Genomic DNA, 21,606 nt, shown 5'->3' on the forward strand with positions numbered 1-21,606 from the left:
GACGAAGACAGTGCCGCCGGGCCGCACATGTGCGCGGCCCGGCGGTCGGGGGGGGGGGTTACTTGACCTGGAAGCCCGCCCAGAACGGGTCTTCGCGGTCGATCCAGATGGTGTTGAAGCCGGTCGCCACCGCCGAACCCTCGATCGAGGGGATGATCGCAGGCTCATCGCCCAGCGTCACCGCCTGCTCCACGCGGCCGATGAAGCGACTGCAGATGTAGCTTTCGTGGACGAAGCTGTCGCCAACCGAAAGCGCGCCCTTGCCCGCCAGATGCGCAAGCCGCGCCGACGTGCCGGTGCCGCAGGGGCTGCGGTCGATCGCCTTGTCGCCGTAGAACACCGCATTGCGTCCGTCCGCGCCGTCATGCTTCGGCTTGTCGGCCCAGAGGACATGGCTGACCCCGCGAATGGTGGGGTCGAGCGGATGGACCGGCTCGAACTTCGCACGCACCGCTTCGCGCACGCGGTCGCTGAGTTCGACGATACGCGCCGCGCCCAGATCGTCGAGGCCGGTGTACGCGCCCTGCGGCTCGACGATGGCGTAGTAGTTGCCGCCATAGGAGACGTCGATGGAGAGCGGGCCAATGCCCTCCACGTCCACTTCGATGCCGCGCGCGGCGACATAGGCGGGGACATTGGTGATCCGCACCGAAGTGACCTTTGCGCCTTCCACTTCGTAAGCGATCTCGATGGTGCCGGCGGGCACTTCCACCTTCAGGCGGCCAGGCACCGCAGGCTGGATCAGGCCATGTTCGAGACCGAAGGTGACGATGCCGATGGTGCCGTGGCCGCACATCGGCAGGCAGCCGCTGGTCTCGATGAACAGGATACCGATGTCGTTCGCGGGGTCGACCGGCGGATAGAGGAACCCACCCGACATCATGTCATGACCGCGCGGCTCGAAGCACAGGCCGGTCCGGATCCAGTCGAAACGCGCCAGGAAATCCTGCCGCCGCTCGGACATCGAGGCGCCCTTCAACAGCGGCGCCCCGCCCGCCACGAGGCGGACGGGGTTACCTGCCGTATGACCGTCGATGCAGAAGAAAGTATGCCGCATCGATGCTCCTTCAGGCTGCCGTCAGAGCGGCGGGCGCCGAGGGGGTGAGGTCCGGACGGGTCGCAGCGGCCTTCTCGACCATCGCGATCACTTCGGCGCGGCGCTCGCCCTCGAGCACGTAGCGCGGAGGCAGCACGCGTTCCGAACCACGACCCATGACTTCCTCGGCCAGCTTGATCGACTGGACGAGGTCATGTTCGGCGTCAAGGTGGAGGAGCGGCATGAACCAGCGGTAGATTTCGAGCGCCTTGGCATGGTCGCCGCGTTCGAAGGCGTTGACCAGCTCAACCGATTCCTTCGGGAAGGCGTTGGTCAGGCCCGAGACCCAGCCCTGCGCGCCGAGGTAGAGCCCTTCCAGCGCCACGTCGTCGAGCCCTGCGAAGAGGACGTAGCGATCGCCGAACTCGTTCTTGAAGTCGGTGAAGCGGCGGGTGTCGGGCGCGGATTCCTTGACCGCGACAATGTTCTTCACATCGACCAGCGCCGCCAGCACGTCCTTGTCGATGACGGTGCGGTAAGCGGGCGGGTTGTTGTAGAGCATGATCGGCAGCGCAGTGCTGTCCGCCACGCCCTTGAAGTGGTTCACCAGTTCATGCGCCTTGGGCACGTAGACCATCGGCGGCAGCAGCATCAGGCCGCCTGCGCCCACCTTCTCGGCCGCCTGCGCATAACGCGCCGCGCGGCGGGTGTCGTATTCCGAGCAGCCGGTGATGACCGGCACGCGCCCGTCGACGACTTCGACGATCGCCGAGAGAACCTGGACCTTTTCCTCGAATTCCAGCGAGTTGTTCTCACCCACGGTGCCGAGCGCGATCACGCCCGTGACACCGTCACGGATGAGATCGTCGACGACGCGCTGGGTGTCCGCCAGATCGATCGACAGGTCCGCGCGAAGCTGCGTGGTAACTGCCGGGAAAACACCCTTCCAACCGATTGCCATGTATGTTCGTCCTGCTATGCGTTAACTTGAAATATCGTATACGATATTATTTCTGGCGGAGCAATGGCCTTTTCGCATCTGCACGCAGATTACTCCTGCAGATTTTCCGGCACCGGATCGTCGATATCGCCCGAGAACGGGGCAAGATGATCGATGATGCAGGCGGGGCCCGGAATCTGCGAAGCGCTGATGACTGCTCGAATCCGATCGCCTTCGCAAACCAGATCGCCGCCTGGCTCAACGCTCAGGCTCGCGAGTGGATTCAGCTTGCGGCAGGCATCGCCCTTGAAAACGGCGATGTAGGAACGACGAGGATCGGGCTGCCCTCGAAAGTACACTCGCCCATCATCACGTACAGTCGGGCCGGCCAAGTTCGAACGCAGCACACATGGCCGCCGCGGCGCGGATTGCGATGCCCTCTCAGGCTTTCGCGCTGCACGACCCGACGCGGCAGCCCCCGAGGTCAACGCAAACAGCACAGCGACAGCACCGGCCATTGCGAGCGAACTTGCCAGTCTCTTCACGGTGATCCTTTCGGAAATGCATAACGGGAAGGCAGAATTGAAAACGACCGCGCCATGGGAATGGCGCGGTCGCTCTCGGGTCATGGCGTGAGGGACAGGTCTTGCGCCATGAGGGTCATCAGAAGCGGAAGCGCATGCTGCCCTGCACGGTGCGCGCAAGAGTACGCACGCCCAGCGGGAGCAGTTCCTGGCTGCCGTGATAGCGGAACACGTCGTTGCCCAGGATGTTCGACGCCTCGACCGAGAGCGTCATAAACGGCACCGGCGTATAGTTCACCGCCGCATCGAGCTTGGAGGTGCTGCCGTTATAGGGCGAATAAGTGGCGTCGCCATTGTCCAGCCAGACACCCAGACGATAGGACGAACGATAATTGAACGCGACGCGGGCGCTGAAGCTGGGCGTGTCGTAGAACAGCGCGGCGTTGGCGGTCCACTTCGAGGTGTTGGGGGAATCGAACTCGCCGGGGAAGCTTTCCTCCGCAGCATATTCGACCCGCGCCTTCATCATGTGCGAGGCGTTGAGGCTGACGCCGAAGTTGCGCAGGATGCCAGGCGCGAAGTCGAAGAAGGTCTGGAACGTGCCCTCCAGCCCTGCGAAAGTGCCGTCGCCGACGTTGCGCAGCTGCTCGACGTAGCCGAACGAGGCGCCTGCGTAATCGTCGAGGTTGATGCCGTAGGAGAGCATCTCGTCACGCGATGCCTGCTCGCGGCTGTAGAGCAGGAAGCCCGTCGCCTTCTTGTAGTAGCCCGCCAGCGAGATCTGGCCGCCACGGCCGAAGTAGTACTCGGCGCTGACGTCGAAGGCCTGCTCGCGCTGGGCCTTGAGCTTGGGGTTGCCCGCATAGACGATCGGCGGGTTCGACGACGTGTTGAGCGAGTAGAACGGGCGCATGTCGTAAAAGCCGGGGCGCTGCACGTTCGTCGAGTACGACAGGCGCAGCTGGGCCTTGGGCGTGAAGTGGACCACGGCCGAAACGGTCGGCAGGATGTCGAAGTAGTTGCCCGAACCCGGCGATTCCTCGACGATCTCCTGATTGCCGTTGGCCGCGTTGCCGGGACGGTAGTTGAAGCTCTGCGAAGTACCCCAGGTGTTGGTGTAGCGCACGCCGGCAAGACCATCGACGGGGATGGTTCCGATGTCGAACGCATAGTTGATCTGGGCGTAGGCGGCGAAGTTCTTCTCGTTGGAGCGGAACGTCTGCCCCTGGTCGCTCGGCGGATAGATACTGGAGAAACGCGTCGCGTTCGCCGGGTCTGTCTGCTGGATCAGTTCGCGGTAGGCATCGATGTTGGCGAGCACCGCCGCGCCCGGGATACGATACCACTGCGTCGTCGCACCGCCGATGTCGGGACCGACCATCGACGCATCGTCGTAGCCGGGGAACATGCTGAGCGGCGCATAGGCGCCGTTTACGCGCGGGAAGCCGTCACGGTAGCCGTAGTAGCGGCTCGTCCGGCGCTGGTTGAAACGGCCGCCGACCTGCAGGTTGCGTAGGAAGCCGGTCTCGCTGACGGTCAACGTCAGGTCGGTCTGTGCGGCGAACTCCTTGTTCCTGGAGCCGCCACGGTTGTCCTGGAAGCGCTCGACGCCGTACGCCGACAGGTCGTTGAGATCGACACCGTTGAAGGTGATCGACGGCACGCCCTTGCTGTAAAGGTTCGACGCGAAATCGACGCTGGCGGAGTGGATCACACCCGGCTTGATGATCGATTCGACGAAGTAGTTGCCCTCGTTCGACCAGTTGTACTGAACGCTGCTGTTGATCTGCACCCGATCGGAGCGCCAGTGCGCCTCGAAATTGGTCGTGTAGAGGTTCGAGTGGATCGTGTTGTACAGGCTGTCGATGCCCGCCGCGAGACCGTTCGGATTGGTGAGCGTAACCGACTTCACCGTCTTGCCGTCCGGCATCAGCACGAGGTCGCTGTACGTGCCGACCTGCATGTCCTGCACGTAAAGGCGTTCGACCGACCGCTTTTCACGCGACCCCAGGTAGCTGCCCTCGATCACGAAATCGAGCTTGTCGCTGGCGCGCCACTGCAGCACGCCGTTGATCGACGGGCGCTTCACGCTGCCCTGCTCGATGCCGTACTGGGCGCGGTAGGGGATGACGATAGTGCCGTCGGTCGTCGCGACCTTGAACGGCGATTCGCTCTCGATGAAGTTCTCGCGGTAGTTGGTCTTGGTCATCGATGCGTTCACGAGAACGCCGATTTCCCCGATGCCGGTTTCGAACCGGTCGGCGAGCAGCAGGCTGCCGTAAGGGCTGACCTTCTTGGAGATATCATCGTAGGACCCGCGGATGCTGCCCGCGACGGTCAGGCCCTTCTTCATGTCGAACGGGCGGCGCAGTTCGACGTTGACGGCGCCGGCGATGCTGCCTTCGACCTGATCCGCCGAGCGGGTCTTGTAGACGTCCACCTGCTTGAGCAGTTCGGCGGGAATGTCGGAGAGGTTGAGCGAGCGGCCGTCGCCAAGGTTGGTGTTGTTGCCATTCACGGTCGTCTGCGCGCCGGACAGACCGCGAATGACGACGCTCTGCCCCTGGCCGCGCGCACGGTCGATCTGGACGCCGGTAACGCGCGCAAGCGCTTCGGGAACGTTGTTGTCAGGCAGCTTGCCGACGTCTTCGGCGACGACGGAATCTACGATCTGCTTGGAGTTCTTCTTGTTGGTGGTCGCGGCCTCTACGCTGCCGCGCACGCCGGTCACGACGATGTCGGCCTTGGGCGCATCACCTTCGGAAATTGCGGCATCTGTTGTCTGAGCAATGGCGGGCGCACCCACCAGCACGAGCATGGCTGACGACAGCGCCGTGGAGAACTTCAAAGCTTCGTGAAATCTCATGACAAACCCCCTGTTTGAAATGTCTGGCGCCTTGGAATGACGCCTTAACTTATATCGTATACTTCTTATGGTATCTGAATCGAGTCAAGCTGATTGTTGCGGGTTGATGAATTTTTAGTCGGACAAAATATGCAGCGAAGCGACAGTGGCGCATTATGAAAAAAGGCGCGGGCTTTGAACCCGCGCCTTTCCATGTAACCTCGTGTAAAAGGCTCTCTCGCAGCGTGCGATCAGTTGCAGGGAACCGGTGGCGGCCCTTCGCCGCGAACGACCACCGGCCGTGCAGCGGGTACCAGCATTTCCCACTCCTGCACCGCCAGAGCCGCATACGTCTTCCCATCCGTAGCGGCATCCATGACAGCGCGCATGCAGCGTGTCGTGACGGGCTTGAAGGCGATATCCTGCCAGTCGTCAGTGGCGACACCATAGCGCCCGACAGCGCGCACTGGCTTCCAGCCGTCCTTGCCCGAAGTGCTCCAATATTCGAGATGCCAGACCTTCGGCGGCGCCACGCCGACGCCGGAACCCGCAGGCTGATCGTTCCAGAAGCGGATGCGCGAACCGTCGATCGTCACGGGCTCGTCCCAGCGGTATTCGATCCATTGGCGTGGCGGATTGACCGGTGTCCAACTGCCCCACATGTCCGGCGGCAACGGAGCCGCCTTGACGATCCCGTCGTTCAGCGACCTGATCCAGAATTGCACCGGCACCGGATCGTTCGAGGCCGTCGCCCATGCCGCGCGGGCGACGTTGCGTGAGGGCAGGATGGGCGGCTGGAGGCGCCGGGTCGGAACGACGGGGAGAATGCGGGCGGGCGTCACGCCATCGTCCCACTCCATACGGTCGAGCGCCACGCTGCGGCGGAAATGCCCGCCGCCGGCCGCATCGGCCGTATGGTAGGCGAGATACCACTGCCCCTTGAATTCCACCGCGCCGGAATGCGATGTAGTGGAAGAAACCGGCCTCAGGATCACGCCGCGATACGTCCATGGCCCCATCGGCGAAGGTGCGGTGCCGTAAGCGATGCATGCATGGTAGACGGCAGGCGTGCAGTCCGATGCCGGACCAGCTTTATTGCCCGCATAGAGCATATAATATGTGCCCTTTCGCTTCATGATCCACGGCGCCTCGAAGAAGCCGTCCACGCCCTCGACCTTCCATTCCGCACCTTTGGGCGTAACCATGTCACGCGCCAGTTCCATGCCGCGCAGCTTTCCGAATGTGCCCCAGTAGATGTAGACCCGCCCGTCGTCGTCGATCATGACGGTGGGATCGATGTTCTGGATATCGTTCGCCTCGGGCACCCGCTGCGAGATGATCGGCCCTGCAGGATGCGCGTCGCGCCACGGTCCGGTGGGACTGTCGGCCACTGCAACGCCGATCGCGAACCGGTCCTGCGCATCGCTCGTCTTTTCCAGTACCGGGGCGTACAGATAATAGCGCTTATCCGGCCCCTGAATGATCTGACCCGCATAGGCGCGCGCCTGCTCGGCCCAGGCGAAGACGTTCTCCGGCTTGATGATCGCGGGATAATGCGTCCACTTGCCCGAGGCCGGATCGGCGGTCTTCAGCAACTGCCACTCGGGCATGATGAAGTCGTTGACGTCCGGTGCTGCTTCGTCACGCCCTGCAAGAATCCACAGCGCGCCATCCGCCACAAAGGGCGCCGGGTCAGTGGAATAGTAGTCCCCGTCCGCAAGGATCGGATTTCCCGGCACGGTCATTTCGCGCACCTCCTGCGCCCCGGCCGAAGCGGTCAGCACAGTTGCGGCAAGACTGGCGGCAAGGATGTGCAGGTGGCGATCATTCCTCATCCGGATAAGGCCCCTTGCCGCCGTCCTTGATGAGCGTGTCGACGCGCTGGTCGATCAGCGGCAGCGGCACGCCGCCCAGCTCCAGCACCGCATCGTGGAAGGCGCGGATGTTGAACTTCGGTCCCAGCGCCTTCTCCGCCTTGTGGCGTCCGTCGATGAAGGCGAGCTGCCCCATATAGTAGGACAAAGCCTGTCCGGGCCAGGAGATGTAGCGGTCCACCTCGGTCTCGATCTCGTGATCGGACAGGGCAGTGTTGTCGCGCAGGTACGCCTGCGCCTGCTCGCGCGACCAGCCCATCGCATGGATGCCTGTATCGACGACGAGGCGCGAGGCGCGCCAGGCCTGATAGCTGAGCATGCCGAACCGGTCGTACGGCGTCTCGTACATGTCCATGTCCTCGCCCAGCGCCTCGCAGTAGAGCGCCCATCCCTCGCCATAAGCGGGAAGGTAGGTATCACGGCGGAAGGCGGGCAGGTCGAGGTTCTCCGCGGCAAGCGGCATCTGCCAGGCGTGGCCCGGCGCGCTTTCGTGCAGGGTCAGCGCGATCTGCGAGTAGAACGGGCGTGAAGGCAGGTCGTAGGTGTTGACCGAATAGATCCCCGGACCGCCGCGTCCACCGGTATAGAACGGCGCAATGTCGTCCGGCACCGGCTTGATGGCGAAGCGGCTGCGCGGCATGCGTCCGAAGAACTGGTCCGCCTTGCCGTCGAAGGTCTTGGCGATCCATGCGGCGCGATAGAGCAACTCGTTCGGGGTCTTTGGATAGAACTGCGGGTCGGTGCGCAGGAAGTGCAGGAACGCCTTGAGGTCGCCCTTGAACGCGACCTGTTTCATCACCTCGTTCATCTGCGTGCGGATGCGCGCCATCTCGGAAAGGCCGATCTGGTGGATCTCCTCCGGGCTCTTGTCGAGCGTGACGAACTCGCGGATCTTCGAGCGATAGTACGCCTCGCCATCGGGGAGGGCATAAGCGGCCAGCGACTTGCGCGCGCCGATCTCGTACTCGCCGCGCATGAAGGCGAGCAGCTTGGCATGGGCCGGAACGACGCCTTCGGTGATCGCCTTGCGGGCTTCGGCGCGCAGCTTTTCCTGCTCATCCGCCGGGATGGTCGAGGGCAGGCGTACGAACGGTTCGTAGAACGGTGAGGCTTCCGCCGTCTTCGCCTGCACCACCAGTTCGATACCCTTATCACGCCCGGTGAGCGTGACCTGCGGGGCGGAGAAACCGCGCGCGAGCCCTGCGCGCATGTTGATGATCTGCTGGTCGTAATAGCGAGGAATGCCGCGCAGCATTTCCAGATAGTCGTCCGCTGCGGCCTTGTCCTTCAGCGGATTGCGGGCCCAGTCGGCAAGGTCGCCCCAGAAGCTGGTGTCGGCGTTGAAGGGCTTCTCGTAGTCACGATACTGCTGCGATGCGAGCAGCGCGTCGATCTGGCCCTTGTAAACCGCGAAGTTGATGCGGTTGGCGGGAGAGAGCCGGTCCTGCCGGATTGCGGAAAGCTGCTTCTCGACCTTCTCCCAGCATGCCAGCCGTTGCGCCTGCGCCTCCGGCCCGACGTCGGGCAGTGCAATCTTCGCATCCTTCGGCGTATCCTCGCAGGGGCCGAACTGCTTTTGGCGCCATTCGTATTCGGCCATGTAGATCGCTTCGAAGGCCTTGTCCGCGCCGCTTTCCTTCACCGACGCCTCGACTTTCGCCACTGCGGGCGCGGCGACGAAGGCCGCAGGCACTGCCGCAAGGGCGGCCCCGGCCATGAGCATGGTCCGTGCGACCGTTCCGTTCACGTCATTTCCCCTTTCGAGAACTTCCAGAATATCCTGATGAAGCTGCGCCGGAATGCGCAGCCCTTCCGCGTCCGATCGCGCCCGCGCAAGCAAGCGGCGCGATCCGGGAAGGCGTGCGCCCTGCGCTTCGATCGCGGTGAACATCGCCTCGGCCCGGCGCAGGTGGTCCTGCACTCCGGCGCCGAGGAAGCCTGCCGGATCGATCACGACGATCAGTTCGCCGCCCAGCGGAGAGCCGCCGCGCCCCTCATCGGCCGCCAGCGATTCCGCACTGGTCATGTCGCCGATCAGCGGCCCCGCGACGAGTTCGACCAGCGCCGCCAGCGCCGATCCCTTGTGCGCGCCGAACGTGCGCATGGCGCCGTCCAGCACCGCCTTCGCGTCGGTCGAAGGGTTGCCCTCGGCGTCATAACCCCAGTCCGCCGGAATCGCCTTCTCCGCGCGGCGGTGCAGTTCGATCTCGCCGCGCGCCACCGCGCTCGTCGCGAAGTCGAACACGAACGGAGCCTTATCCGGGCGCGGCCAGCCGAACGCGATGGGGTTGGTGCCGAAGACCGGCTTCGTGCCGCCTTCCGGCGCCACCCAGGCATGACTGGGGGTGAATGCCAGCGCGACCAGCCCCTGCTCCGCCAGCGCCTCGACCTCGGGCCAGAGCGCGGCAAAGTGCACCACGTTGTTGAGCGCCATGGCGGCAATGCCGTAACGCTTCGCCTTCTCCACCAGCAGCGGCATGCCTTGCGCGAAGGGAAGCTGGGCGAAACCGCCCTTCCCATCCACCCGCACCAGCGCAGCGGCGGGCTCGCTCACTTCCGGCACGGCATCGGGCACGACGACGCCGCGCTCCACCGAGTTGGCCGCCACCAGCAGGCGATAGAGCCCGTGCGAGGTGCATCCGTCGCGCTCGCCCGAAACCATCGTCTGCGCCACGGCGGCGGCATGGTCCGGCGCCAACCCCCATGCCTGCAGTACCGTGCGGGCAAGGTCGTCGGCTTCCGCCAGCGTCAGGGCAATCTGGTCGGCGTCGCTCACTGTGCGGTGCCGGCCTTCGCGGTGAACAGGCGCACGCCGAAGACCGGCCCGGCGGAACTGCGGTCGGCAGGCACGAAGCGTACCTTGACGCTGCTCTTGCCCTTGGTCAGCGCCTCGGGCAGCGGATAATCGACGTCGAAGAACTTGCCCGGACGGTCGTTGTCCAGCTTCTGCGTCGCGATCTTCACATCATCGACGATGATGTCGAACGTACGCGACCGCTCGCTGCCCCAGTAGCTGGCCTGCAGCAACAGCGGGCCCGGCTTCACCTTCATGGTGAACTCGAAGTACCCGCCCGAGCGCGCGTCGCGCCCGTTGCGGCCCCGGTATGAGGCCGGGTACGAGAGTTCCGAGGTGAGGTTGTGGTCACGCTCGGGCTGCATCTCGCCAAGGTGCATGATGTCGATCGAGCGGGCGGCAATATCCTTCTGACGCGCCTGCTCGGCCAGGAACGCGGCTTCCTCGGTCTTCCAGCCGCTTTCAGAGAAGCGCTTGAAATAGACCGCGCTGCGACGCTCGTACTGGCTGTAGAACGGCACGAAATTCAGGTTGCCCGGACGGATGATGCCGGTTGTCTGGAAACGCGGGCGATCCGAAACCATCGGCGTGAAGGCCGCCAGCGGGTTCTCTCCGACCATGGCCGGTTCCACGCCGGTCCATTCGGTCTCGGTCGGGCCGAGATCGGCAGCAAGCACCATCGGGCCGCGCACCACAGCGACGACATCGTCCGAACCGGCGGCAGCCTCCAGACGCAGTTCCAGCGGCAGGTCGAGCGCGATGACATCGCCCTTCTTCCAGCGCCGGTCGATGAAGGCATAGCCATTGGTGGCGCTGGCGGAGACGGGCGAGCCGTTGACGGTGATCGTGGCCTTGCCGCCCGTCCATGCCGGAATGCGCAGCGCCACCCGGAACTTGCCCTGCTTCACCGCGTCGAGCGTGAAGCGGATGCCCGGCTTGAAGGGATATTCGGTGTCGATCGTCGCGGCGACGCCCTTGGCCTTCCACTCCATGCTGGCGGGGATGTAGAGGTTGACGAACAGTGTATCGCCGCCTTCCCAGAAGATGGAATCGCCGTGCTTGGCATGGCTTTCCATGCCGGAGCCGACGCAGCACCAGAACGCCTCTTCGCCCGGCCCCGAATACCCGCGCGCGGCGCCGCTCATCATCGGCGTCATGTACGTGAAGCCGCCCGTCGCCGGGTTCTGCGCCGAAAGCACATGGTTCAGATGCGCGCGCTCGTAATAGTCGAACAACGCGCCGTCCGGCTGCCACCCATAGAGCTGGCGCGTCAACTTGAGCATGTTGTAGGTGTTGCAGTGCTCGCAGGTCGATTCCGTGAGGTGCAGCGCCACGGTGTCCGGCTCGAAGAAATATTCGCGGTCCGCATTGCCGCCGATGACGTAGCTGTGGTGCTGCGTCACCCGTTCCCAGAAGAAGCGCGCGGCGCGGCCCGGGTCTTCCTTGCCGGTCAGTTCGTGAATGCGGCCAAGGCCGATCAGCTTGGGCACCTGCGTATTGGCGTGGAAGTTGGCAAGCTTGTCCTCCTGCGCCACCAGCGGGGCGAGCACCCGGTTGTCGAAGATGCGCTCCGCTACCTTGAGCCAGCGCAAGTCGCCGGTCTGGGCGTAGAGTTCGGCGTAGCTTTCGTTGAGGCCGCCATATTCGCAGCCCAGCAGTTCCTGCATCTGCGCATCGTCGAGCGCGGCGAAGACCTTCTCGAAATACCCGCCAAGGCCGATCACCACTTCGAGCGCACGAGCATTGCCCCAGGCCGCGTGAACGTCGAGCAGCCCCGCGAAGTACTTGTGCACGGTGTAGAGCGGCGACCACGAACCATTGAGGTCGAACCCACCCGACTTGATCTGCCCCTTCATCACTTCGGGGAAGATCGCCTCGCCATCGACGATCTTGCCGTCCTTGGTCTTGCGGCCCAGCGCGCCGATGTAGCCATCGCTGCGCTTCGACTGGTACAGCGCCAGTTCGTCGACGATGTAGTCCGCACGGCGGCGGCATTCGGGGTTGCCGGTCTGCTGCCAGCCGAGCACCAGCGCGGTCATGTAGTGGCCGAGAGTGTGACCGGCGATCGTGTCTGATTCCCAGCCGCCGTAGATCGGCGCCTTGGGCTCGAGACCTGCATACTTCCGGAAGTTGTGCAGAAAACGGTCGGGGCTGAGCGACATCAGGTAGTCGATGTTCACCTCGACCGCCGTCGCGAAGGGGGACGGGCGCAGCCGCACGTCGGTGAGCGGCAGGGGCTTCGCGCGCAGCGGAACCTTGGGCGCGACGATGGCCGCAAAGCCCTTCAGGGGAACCGAGCAGATCGCCAGCGCCGCCACACCCGCCATCCATTCGCGCCGATTGGCTTTCATGCCCTCATAACTCCTATCGAATATCGTATACGTTATTGATAGAAGGCAGGCAGGGAGAGTCAACCCCGCTTCGGTCGTGCTGTTGGAGACGGTAGCGGGAACTCAGCGGCGAAGCGCGATCCGGGTGTCGGCATGGGCCAGTTCTATCAAGGCGATCATGGCCTTGCGCGCCTGCTTCGGATTCGCCTCGGCGATCTGGGTGTAAAGCGCGCGATGCTCGGGCATGGCATTGCGCGGCGATCCGTCGAGCGCCTGCTTGATCGCCGTTGTGGAGGCGATCGCGGTGGAGATCGAGTTGGACAGGGCCAGCAGCATCTCGTTGCGGGTCGCCTCCATCAGCAGTTCATGGAAGCGGATATCGGCGGCGCGGCCCTTGGGCGTAGACAGGGTGAAGCGCTCCATCGCGTCGAGCGCATTGGCCATGTCGACCAGTTGCCCCTCATCGCGGCGCATGGCGGCCATTTCCGCCGCCTGGGGTTCAACCACAAGACGCAGTTCGAACAGGTCGCGCAGGAATTCGTCGTTGGCGCCGCACTGTATCTGCCAGCCGAGCACGTCGGGATCGAGCAGGTTCCACTTGCGGCGTTCATTGATCCGCGTGCCCGCCTTGGGCCTGCTGCTGACCAGACCCTTGGCGGTGAGCATGCGGAACGCCTCGCGCAGCACGGAGCGCGACACGCCCAGCATCTCGGCATGTTCGACTTCGGCCGGAAAGACCTGACCGGGAATGGCTTCGCCACTGACGATCTGCGTCGCCAGCCGCTGAGCCACGACATGGTGCAACCGCCCGCTAGGCAACGGCAGCGCCGCCGTTTCCTCTCCCGTAACCCTCTCTGCCATCCTGTACGCGTTCCTTAATTACCGCATCCGTGTAACACGCATCAGCGGCAAGGAAAGGCGGAAAAGATCGGATCATATATCGTATAATGTTCTTGACGCATGCATGACCTCCCTTCATGAACGACCTGCACTTCCAAATAGACGACGGGCCTCAGCTGTGAGCATTTCTCTTTCCTGCATGTCCCGATCGATCAGCCTTGTTGCGCTGGCATGCGCCTGTGCACCGGCCGCCGCTCAAGCCAGACCTACGGCATCCGTGACGCAAGCTCCTGTCAGTATCGCCCAGCGTTATGCGACCGCAGATGCGTTCTTCGGCAATGCGCTTAGCGACCTCATCGACAACGCCGACATCGCACCGCGCTTCGTTGATGGCGGCTTGTTCTACCGCACCGGCAACCGCCTCGATCAGCACTACCGCTTGCTCGACCTTTCAACACGCAAGGAGCGGGAAGTCGCCACGACCGCGAGCCTGCTTGCCGCGCTGTCTGCCGCGAAGGGGGAAACGGTGTCTCTTGACGCGGCGCGGATTACCGAAGTCGAGTACGATCCCGCGAAGGACACCCTGAAGCTGCGCGCCTTCGACGGGGCCTTGTGGAGCATCGACGCCGCAGGCAAAGCCGCCGAAATCGAGAAGGTGGGCCACCGCGAACTCGACCTTCTCTCTCCCGACGGCAAGACCCGGATCATCGCACGCGCTTTCAACCTGATCGCCGTGGACGTCGCCAGCGGGCGCGAAGTGGCGCTGACCACCGACGGCACGCGCGAGCAGCCTTACGGCCGCTCCATTCCCGAACTGTCCGATATCCTGCGCGAAGGCACCGAGGAACCGGCGATGCCGGTATCGGCGCAATGGTCGCCCGACAGCCGCTACCTGCTCAGTTGGCGCCTCGACACGCGCGAGGTCCGTAAGCTTTCGATCACGCAGCAGAATCCTCCTGGCGAATTCTACCCGCGCAGCTTCTCCTACATCTATCCGCTGGCCGGAGGCGAGAAGCTCCCCCAGGCGACCCGCTTCTTGATCGACATGAAAGCGGCGATGAAAGCCGGCAAGGCGCGGATTGTGCCGATCCAAATGCCGGCGGAATCGATCCTCTACCCCTCGCCACCCGACATGGGCTGGGTGGACGGCAAGCCGCGCATGCAGTGGACCGAACGCGGCTATGCGCAGCAGGCCGTCTACACCGCCAATCCCAAGACAGGCGAGGCTCGCATCGTCGCGCATGAGGTGGTCAAGCCGGTGGTCACGGTCACCTCCAGCGCACTGATGCCCGCGCCGGAACTGGGCGGCGAACTGGCGATCTCCGAACGCTCGGGCTGGGCCCAGCTCTACCTCGTACGGCCCGATGCACCCGATGGCGGCACTGCGCTGACGCAGGGTCAGTGGGAAGTGCTCTCGGTCGACAACGTGGCGCAGGACAAGTCGTCGCTGATCGTCACCGGCGTGGGGCGCGAGGCGGAGCGCAATCCCTACTGGCGCGCACTCTACAAAGTACCGTTCAATGGCGGCGCGCTCACCGAACTGACGCCCGAACCGCTCGATCACGATGCGCATGTATCCCCGGACGGCGCGTGGATCGTCGATCAGATGTCCAGCCCCACCTCGCCGACCCGGGCGGTGCTGCGCGACGGGAAGACCGGACGCATCGTCATGGAACTGGCGAAGGCCGACGACAGCCGGCTGCGCGCCAAGGGCTATACCGCGCCGGAACCGTTCAAGGGTCTGGCAGCAGATGGCAAGACGCCGATCTACGCCATGATCCTGCGCCCGGCGAACTTCGATCCCAAGCGCAGCTATCCGGTGATCGACAACGTCTACACCGGCCCCACCACCACGGACGTGCCCGCTACCTGGAGCGACGCGCGGCGGGTGGGCGGCAACAGTCTGGCGCAGATCGGCGCGATCGTGGTGATGATCGACGGCACCGGCACGTCGCGGCGCGGACAGGCATTCCGCCTTCCCGCCTTCCAGAACCTGGGTGAAGTCGGCCTCGACGATCACATCGCCCTGATCCGCCAGATGGCGGCGAAGTATCCTTACATGGACACCACCCGCGTGGGAGTGTTCGGCGGTTCGGCGGGCGGCTACGACACCGCGCGCTTCGTGCTGCGGCGCCCGGACTTCTTCAAGGTCGGCGTTTCGGCATCGGGCAACCATGACCTGCGGCTTGACAAGACCTGGTGGCCCGAAGTTTCCATGCGCAATCCGGACACGGCGACCTGGGAGCGCAATTCCAACATGTCGGTGGCAAGCCAGCTCAAGGGCCACCTGCTGCTGATCCACGGCGACATCGACGACAATGTGCCGATCACCGAGAGCTTCCGGCTCGCCAAGGCGCTGATGGACGCGGGGCGCGACGTCGACATGGTCGTGCTGCCCAACACCACGCACCGGGTCAACCAGCCGTTCTTCTTCAAGAAGCTGCGCGACTATTTCACCCAATACCTGCTGGGCGAAAGCCCGCCGCCGCTCGGCCCGGTCAAGCCGCTCGCCCGCCAGTAATCTCATGCCCAGTAATCCCACGCGAGGACACATCATGAAGCATCTCCTGAAGCCCCTGCCCTTCGTGGCGCTGATGCTGGCTGCCGTTCCCGCCGTGCTGCCCGCCGTCTCCGCTCATGCCGAGGAAGGCGAGCAGAAGCCGAAGCCCGTCTTCCCGCCGATCCAGACGAACGCGCTGCAGACGCCCGCGTTCGACCTTGCCCTGCGCGCCGATACTCAGACGCTCACGCACCTCTCGCCCACCGGCGAGGGAGCGTTCGACTTCGTCCCTGCGAGCCGCGAGGCAGAACGAGCGGGCGACGGCTACGTCCACATCGGCGACATTCACGTACGCCTGAAGACCGCCGGATCGGACTGGCAGGACTTCTCCTCCGCCCATGCGCGCAAGCAGATCACCGCGCTTGCGGGCGGCAATGGCGTGCTCGCCGCTGCCGACATTACCGCCTCGATGGGCGCGGGCATGCCGCTGCGCGTCGAGCGTCGCTGGGTGAACGATGCCGGCGTGCTGGCGATGCGCTTTACTCTGGTGAACACCAGCCAGGCGCCGGTCGAGATCGGCGGCCTCGGCATGCCGATGGTGTTCGACAACATCATCCTCGACCGCGATCTCGATCAGGCCCATGCGCAGGCGAGCTTCGTCGATCCCTATATCGGCCGCGACGCAGGCTATCTGCAGGTCACCCGCCTCAACGGACAAGGTCCGGCGCTGCTGGTACTGCCCGAAAAGGGTACGCCGCTCGAAGCCTACCGTCCGGTGCTGGAGGCGCGTGCCGCGCCCAAGGGTGACATCTTCACCGACCGCAGCCCGCGTTCGCAGGTGTCCGAAGGGTTCTACGACTGGACCGTCGCCAGCAAGGGCTTCGCCGAAAAGGAATGGGCCAAAGCGGGCGAGCAGTGGAACGCCCCCACCAGCTTCACCCTCGCGCCAGGCGAGAGCCGCACAATCGGCCTGCGCTTCGTGACTTCGCCCAGCGTGCGCGCGATCGAGGATACGCTCGTCGCCCAGAAGCGTCCCGTCGCCGTGGGCATCCCGGGCTACGTGGTTCCGACAGACCAGACCGCCAGCCTGTTCCTCAAGTCGCCGAGCAAAGTGGCGAACATTGAATCCTGGCCGACCGGCGCTCTGACGGCAACCGCCGACAAGGCCGGTAAGGGCTGGGCGCGCTACAGAATCAAGGCCAGCGGCTGGGGCCAGGCGCGCCTGACGGTGACATACGCGGACGGCCAGAAGCAGACCGTCAGCTATTACATCACCAAACCGCTCGACACCGTGATGGCCGACATCGGCCACTTCACCACGACGAAGCAGTGGTTTGAGGGCAAGGGCGATCCCTTCCACCGCTCGCCCGCGATCCTGTCCTACGACCGTGAGGACAACAAGATCCTCACGCAGGACGGCCGCGTCTGGGTTTCGGGCATGAGCGACGAAGGCGGCGCCGGTTCGTGGGTCGCCGCCGCGATCAAGCAGCTCGACAATCCGAACGCCGAGGAAATCGCCAAGCTGGAACGGCTGGTCAACGAGACCGTGCTGGGCACCCTGCAGGTCGCGGACGGCCCGCAGGCAGGCGCGGTGAAGAAGAGCATCTTCTACTACGACCCCAAGGAATTCCCGGACTACTACGACCCGAAGATCAACTGGAAAAGCTGGACCGCGTGGTCGAAGAAGGACTCCGACGATCTCGGCCGGTCCTACAACTACCCCCACGTCGCGATCGGGCACTGGGTGCTCTACCGCCTTGCGCGCGACAACCAGGGGCTGGTGAAGCAGCATGACTGGAAGTTCTACCTCGACTGGGCCTACCGCACGAGCGTCGCGATGATGCGCGATGCGCCTTACTATGCGCAATTCGGCCAGATGGAAGGCGACGTCTTCCTCGACATCCTGAAGGATCTCAAGCGCGAGGGGATGACCGCCGAAGCCACCGAGATGGAAGGGCTGATGAAAGGCCGCGCCGATCACTGGCGCACGCTCAAGTTCCCGTTCGGCAGCGAGATGGCCTGGGATTCTACCGGCCAGCCCGAAGTCTATGCGTGGATGCGCTACTTCGGCTATCAGCCACAGGCTGACGTGACGCGCGAAGTGATCTTGGGCTACGACCCGACGATCCCGAGTTGGGGCTACAACGGCAATGCGCGCCGCTACTGGGACTTCCTCTACGGCGGCAAAGTCTCGCGCATCGAGCGGCAGATTCACCACTACGGCTCGGCGCTGAACGCCGTCCCGCTGTTCGACGCCTATCGCCAGAACCCCACCGACCTGCACCTCCTGCGCGTCGCCTACGGCGGCATGATGGGCGGGATCACCAACATCGACCAGGAAGGCTTCGGCTCGGCCGCGTTCCATTCCTGGCCCGACATGATGAAGTGGGACGTCATCACCGGCGACTACGGCATGGGCTTTTACGGCCACGCGATCACCTCGGCGAGCTACATCGTCAACGACCCGCAACTGGGCTGGCTGGGCTTCGGCGGCGATCTGGAGAACAAGGGCGCACAGGTCAGCTTGACTCCGAAGGACGGCGCCCGCCGCCGTCTGTTCGTGGCGCCCGCAGGCCTGTGGATCACGCTGGAGGCAGGCCGTATCCAGAGTGCGGCCTACGATACGAAGTCCGGCAAGGTCGTGCTCACGCTCGATCCCGCCAGCGCCACTGCCCCAACCGCGCGCCTGCTGTTCGAGACGACGACCAGCGGCGGCCGGACTTACGCGACCTCCACCGGCACGGCGGACCGGGGTGGCTATGCGATCCCGCTGGGCGCTGCGGCAACTACCGTCACGCTGGCTCCGCGCTGACATGAAAGCGCTGCTTCAGGCATCGACACTCGCGCTCGCCGCCCTTCCCAACTCGGCGATCGCGGTGCCGGTGCCTGAAGCTCCGGCACCAACGGCCAGTTCCGCCTGCGCGGCGGGAACATGGAGCGTCGCCGCGACCGACCCGTCCGACGCGGCGAACTCCGCCCTGCCTCTCCAGACGCAGAGCGCGCATTTCGCGCTGCACTGGAGGCCGGGCACGGTCTCCGACGCCGATGCGCAAGGGGCGGTGAAGCACCTCGAATACGTGTGGGACTACTTCATCCGCACCTTGCACTTTCCCGAGCCGCACTGCGGGTCCACCAGCAAGCTGAAGGTCAATGCCTATATCGGCGTCGACTACGGACTGACCGGAGGCGCGGATTCCCTCGGCCATCCGGGTATGTGGATCGGCCCGGGCGCGCTGCGGGACCGTTTCGGGCTGGCGCACGAGCTGACCCACGCCCTCCAGGCCGCCACCGGCCACCTGATGGATTCGCCCTATACCGGCTGGCTGTTCGAGAGCCACGCCAACTGGATGACCGTGCAACTGCCGGAATTCCAGGACAATACGCATTGCTCGGTCCTGCTCAAGCAGTACCCGCATCTCTACTACGGCTCGACCCGGACGCGGTACTGCAACTGGCAGTTCCTCGAATATATCAAGGACCGCCACGGCTTCGACGCGATCAACGCCATCTGGCGCGAAGCCCCCGGAACAGACGATCCGGCACACCTGTCGACCGATCCGTTCAGTGTACTTGAACGGCACCTAGGGTGGTCACAAGCGCAGCTTAACGACGCTTTCGGGGACTGGGCACTCCATAACGCAGGCTGGGACTACCCCGGCACGCGCGGCGCGGCCTTCCGCCGCGATTACGGCGGGTACGAACAGAACACCGGCCCGGGCATCCTCTCCACGACCGTGCTCGATCCGATCGATCTGGCGAAGCGCCGCTTCGCCGTGCCAGAAATGTGGGCCCCGCAGCGCTGGGGCTACAACATGGTCAAGCTGCATCCCGATGTGGGCGCCGGCCGCGTGACGGTGTCGTTCCGAGGCGTCGTCCAGCAGGCGAGTGCCGCCGCTGCCCTGCCCGGGCTTGCCGACGAACCGGCGTCCGTGCCGCCGCCCGCCTCGGACTGGCGCTGGGGCCTCGTCGCCATCGGCGCCGATGGCGCGAGCCGCTACAGCCCGCTGCAGCGCGGCAGCAGCGCCAAAGCCTCGATCGCCCTGCAGCAGGGCGACACCGGGCTCTTCCTCATGGTCATGGCCACCCCGTCGCAGATGCAGCAGATCCGCTGGGACCAGCCCTGGTACGCGATCTACCGCTATCCATGGATGGCACAGTTCGAAGGCGCGATGCCCGAGCGCTATCAACCCGGCGCCCCAGAGCCGATCGCGGGCGGGCATCGCCATACAAACGGCGGCGGCTGGGTCGGTCCCGGCGCCACCGTCTCCGAAAGCGCTTACGTCGGGCCTTACGCCCGGGTCGTTTCGGGCACGGTCTCCGGCCGTGCGCGGATCGAGGATCATGCCGTGGTGCTCGATCGCTCCGAGGTCCGCGACCAAGCCGTCGTGGGCGGCCTGACCGTCCTGCGCAAAGACACGGTCCTGCGCGACCGGGCCGTGGCCCGCACCGCGATGCTGGGCATCGGCGAGTACGAGAAGGGCATCGTCCTTTCCGGCACCGCGCAAAACATTGGCGACGTTGAGCAGCGCGGCGGTTCCGCCGCCAGGGGCGTGTTCTACGGCTTCGTCGATCCTGGCACAGTGCAGGACCCGGCGCACGGCGCCGATTTGACAGCACCGGTTCAGGAGGTCACCGCACGTGTGCATTATCGCTGGCCCGGCTGACCCAGAGGTGGCCTGGGGAATCTGCGCACTGAGATAATTGGATTTTCTGCCTGAGAGCAGCCAGGAAGGCTGCGAGACAGGAGCAGAGAATGAGCAGACGACCCCGGCGCAACCACAGCCCGGCATTCAAGGCGAAGGTAGCACTTGCCGCGATCAAGGGCGAGAAGACGCTGGCAGAGCTGGCGCAGGACTATGACTTGCATCCCAACCAGATCACGACGTGGCGCACGCAGTTGCTCGAAGGAGCGGCCGGCGTATTCGGGTCGGAGAAGTCCTCGGACGAGCCCGCCGTCGACGTGAAGACGCTGCATGCCAAGATAGGCGAGTTGACGTTGGCGAATGATTTTTTGGAAGGCGCGCTCGGCAAGGCAGGACTGTTGCCGAGCGCAAAGCGATGATTGACCGAACGCACACCTTACCGGTGAAGCGTCAGGCGAAGGAACTGGGGATCAGCCGGGGCAGTGTCTATTATCTGCCCCGGCCGGTTTCGTCGAAGAATCTCGCGATCATGCGGCGCATCGATGCGTTGCACCTGGAGTTTCCGTTCGCGGGAAGCCGAATGCTACGTGATTTCCTGCGCCAGGAAAGTATCGAGATTGGCCGCTGCCATGTCGCGAGCCTGATGAAGAAGATGGCGATCGAGGCGGTCTATCGACGTCCCAGCACCTCGAAGCCGGCGCCAGGGCACAAGATCCACCCCTATCTCCTGCGCAAGCTTCCGATCGTAAGGCCCAATCAAGTCTGGGCGACAGACATCAGTTACATCCCCATGGCGCGGGGCTTCGTTTATCTCGTAGCCATCGTCGACTGGTTCAGCCGCAAGGTTCTCAGCCATCGGATTTCGATCACGCTGGAGGCCGACTTCTGCGTGGAAGCGCTCGAGGAAGCCCTGGCGCGCTATGGCAAGCCGGAGATTTTCAATACAGATCAGGGGAGCCAATTCACGAGCCAGGCCTTCACCGGCGTGCTCCGGCGCGAGGGTATCGCGATTAGCATGGACGGCCGCGGCGCCTGGCGCGACAATGTCGTGGTCGAGCGGCTGTGGCGCTCGGTGAAGTACGAAGAAGTCTACCTGCACGCCTACGCTTCGGTCAGCGAAGCGCGCAACGCGATCGGCCGATATCTGGGCTTCTATAACGCCCGGAGACCTCACTCGAGCCTCGGTGGGCGCCCGCCCGATCAGACCTACTTTGACAATCTGCCACAGGCCGTGGCAGCGTGAATTGGCTGCGAATTGCGGGGCGTCACTCCGGCCGGGG

Annotated in this window: 12 protein-coding genes; 4 read left to right on the top strand and 8 right to left on the bottom strand. The window is 64.5% G+C overall.

Features of this window, described 5'->3' with window-relative positions; genetic code table 11:
- Positions 1-58: 58 nt before the first annotated feature.
- From HWN72_RS26235 to HWN72_RS26275, 8 genes are all read right to left on the bottom strand, one after another.
- Positions 59-1,057 (bottom strand): 4-hydroxyproline epimerase, encoded by a 999-nt coding sequence (locus HWN72_RS26235; protein ID WP_211151768.1) that lies wholly within the window; start codon positions 1,055-1,057, stop codon positions 59-61.
- Positions 1,058-1,067: 10 nt separating this feature from the next.
- Positions 1,068-1,997, bottom strand: coding sequence for a dihydrodipicolinate synthase family protein (locus HWN72_RS26240; RefSeq protein ID WP_211151769.1), 930 nt, complete (start codon positions 1,995-1,997; stop codon positions 1,068-1,070).
- Between the two features lie 89 nt (positions 1,998-2,086).
- Positions 2,087-2,383, bottom strand: a complete 297-nt coding sequence (locus HWN72_RS26245) for a hypothetical protein (RefSeq protein ID WP_211151770.1) — start codon at positions 2,381-2,383, stop codon at positions 2,087-2,089.
- 256 nt (positions 2,384-2,639) lie between these two features.
- Positions 2,640-5,366, bottom strand: coding sequence for a TonB-dependent receptor (locus HWN72_RS26250; RefSeq protein WP_211151771.1), 2,727 nt, complete (start codon positions 5,364-5,366; stop codon positions 2,640-2,642).
- A gap of 230 nt (positions 5,367-5,596) precedes the next feature.
- On the bottom strand, positions 5,597-7,180 hold the full coding sequence (locus HWN72_RS26255) for a family 43 glycosylhydrolase (protein WP_248006358.1): 1,584 nt from the start codon (positions 7,178-7,180) through the stop codon (positions 5,597-5,599).
- A complete protein-coding gene (locus tag HWN72_RS31930) occupies positions 7,170-9,995 on the bottom strand; it encodes a DUF885 family protein (protein ID WP_289357062.1) in 2,826 nt (941 codons plus the stop codon). Before HWN72_RS31930 ends, HWN72_RS26255 begins: the two co-directional genes overlap by 11 nt.
- Positions 9,992-12,364: a glycoside hydrolase family 127 protein gene (locus HWN72_RS26270; protein WP_248006359.1), complete on the bottom strand. Its 2,373-nt coding sequence runs from the start codon at positions 12,362-12,364 to the stop codon at positions 9,992-9,994. The genes HWN72_RS31930 and HWN72_RS26270 overlap by 4 nt, the downstream gene beginning before the upstream one ends.
- 102 nt (positions 12,365-12,466) lie before the next feature.
- Positions 12,467-13,204, bottom strand: a complete 738-nt coding sequence (locus tag HWN72_RS26275; protein ID WP_211151772.1) for a FadR/GntR family transcriptional regulator — start codon at positions 13,202-13,204, stop codon at positions 12,467-12,469.
- A gap of 256 nt (positions 13,205-13,460) precedes the next feature.
- Here HWN72_RS26275 and HWN72_RS26280 point away from each other — a divergent pair, with 256 nt between their 5' ends.
- The 4 genes from HWN72_RS26280 (at position 13,461) to HWN72_RS26295 (ending at position 21,569) form a co-directional block, all read left to right on the top strand.
- Entirely contained in the window at positions 13,461-15,704 is a 2,244-nt protein-coding gene (locus tag HWN72_RS26280; RefSeq protein ID WP_211151773.1) for a prolyl oligopeptidase family serine peptidase, read from the top strand.
- A gap of 34 nt (positions 15,705-15,738) precedes the next feature.
- Positions 15,739-18,495 (top strand): DUF5695 domain-containing protein, encoded by a 2,757-nt coding sequence (locus HWN72_RS26285; protein WP_248006361.1) that lies wholly within the window; start codon positions 15,739-15,741, stop codon positions 18,493-18,495.
- 1 nt (position 18,496) lies between these two features.
- The gene (locus tag HWN72_RS26290) at positions 18,497-20,347 is read left to right on the top strand and encodes an Svx/AvrXca family virulence/avirulence protein (protein WP_211151774.1); all 1,851 of its coding nucleotides are present in this window, start codon (positions 18,497-18,499) and stop codon (positions 20,345-20,347) included.
- An 89-nt stretch (positions 20,348-20,436) separates the two neighbouring features.
- Positions 20,437-21,569 (top strand): IS3 family transposase gene (locus HWN72_RS26295; protein ID WP_211151775.1). Its coding sequence is split into 2 segments (ribosomal slippage): positions 20,437-20,698 and positions 20,698-21,569, totalling 1,134 coding nucleotides; the frame shifts between segments, so codons are not numbered across the junction.
- The last annotated feature ends 37 nt before the right edge of the window (positions 21,570-21,606 follow it).

Origin of the sequence: Novosphingobium sp. HR1a (assembly GCF_015594425.1) — a bacterium.
Taxonomy (GTDB): Bacteria; Pseudomonadota; Alphaproteobacteria; order Sphingomonadales; family Sphingomonadaceae; genus Novosphingobium; species Novosphingobium resinovorum_A.

Coding starts and splice junctions, on each gene's coding strand:
- HWN72_RS26250 (WP_211151771.1), bottom strand. CDS start 5,366: ATGAGATTTCACGAAGCTTTGAAGTTCTCCACGGCGCTGTCGTCAGCC.
- HWN72_RS26290 (WP_211151774.1), top strand. CDS start 18,497: ATGAAAGCGCTGCTTCAGGCATCGACACTCGCGCTCGCCGCCCTTCCC.
- HWN72_RS26235 (WP_211151768.1), bottom strand. CDS start 1,057: ATGCGGCATACTTTCTTCTGCATCGACGGTCATACGGCAGGTAACCCC.
- HWN72_RS26270 (WP_248006359.1), bottom strand. CDS start 12,364: ATGAAAGCCAATCGGCGCGAATGGATGGCGGGTGTGGCGGCGCTGGCG.
- HWN72_RS26240 (WP_211151769.1), bottom strand. CDS start 1,997: ATGGCAATCGGTTGGAAGGGTGTTTTCCCGGCAGTTACCACGCAGCTT.
- HWN72_RS26275 (WP_211151772.1), bottom strand. CDS start 13,204: ATGGCAGAGAGGGTTACGGGAGAGGAAACGGCGGCGCTGCCGTTGCCT.
- HWN72_RS26285 (WP_248006361.1), top strand. CDS start 15,739: ATGAAGCATCTCCTGAAGCCCCTGCCCTTCGTGGCGCTGATGCTGGCT.
- HWN72_RS26255 (WP_248006358.1), bottom strand. CDS start 7,180: ATGAGGAATGATCGCCACCTGCACATCCTTGCCGCCAGTCTTGCCGCA.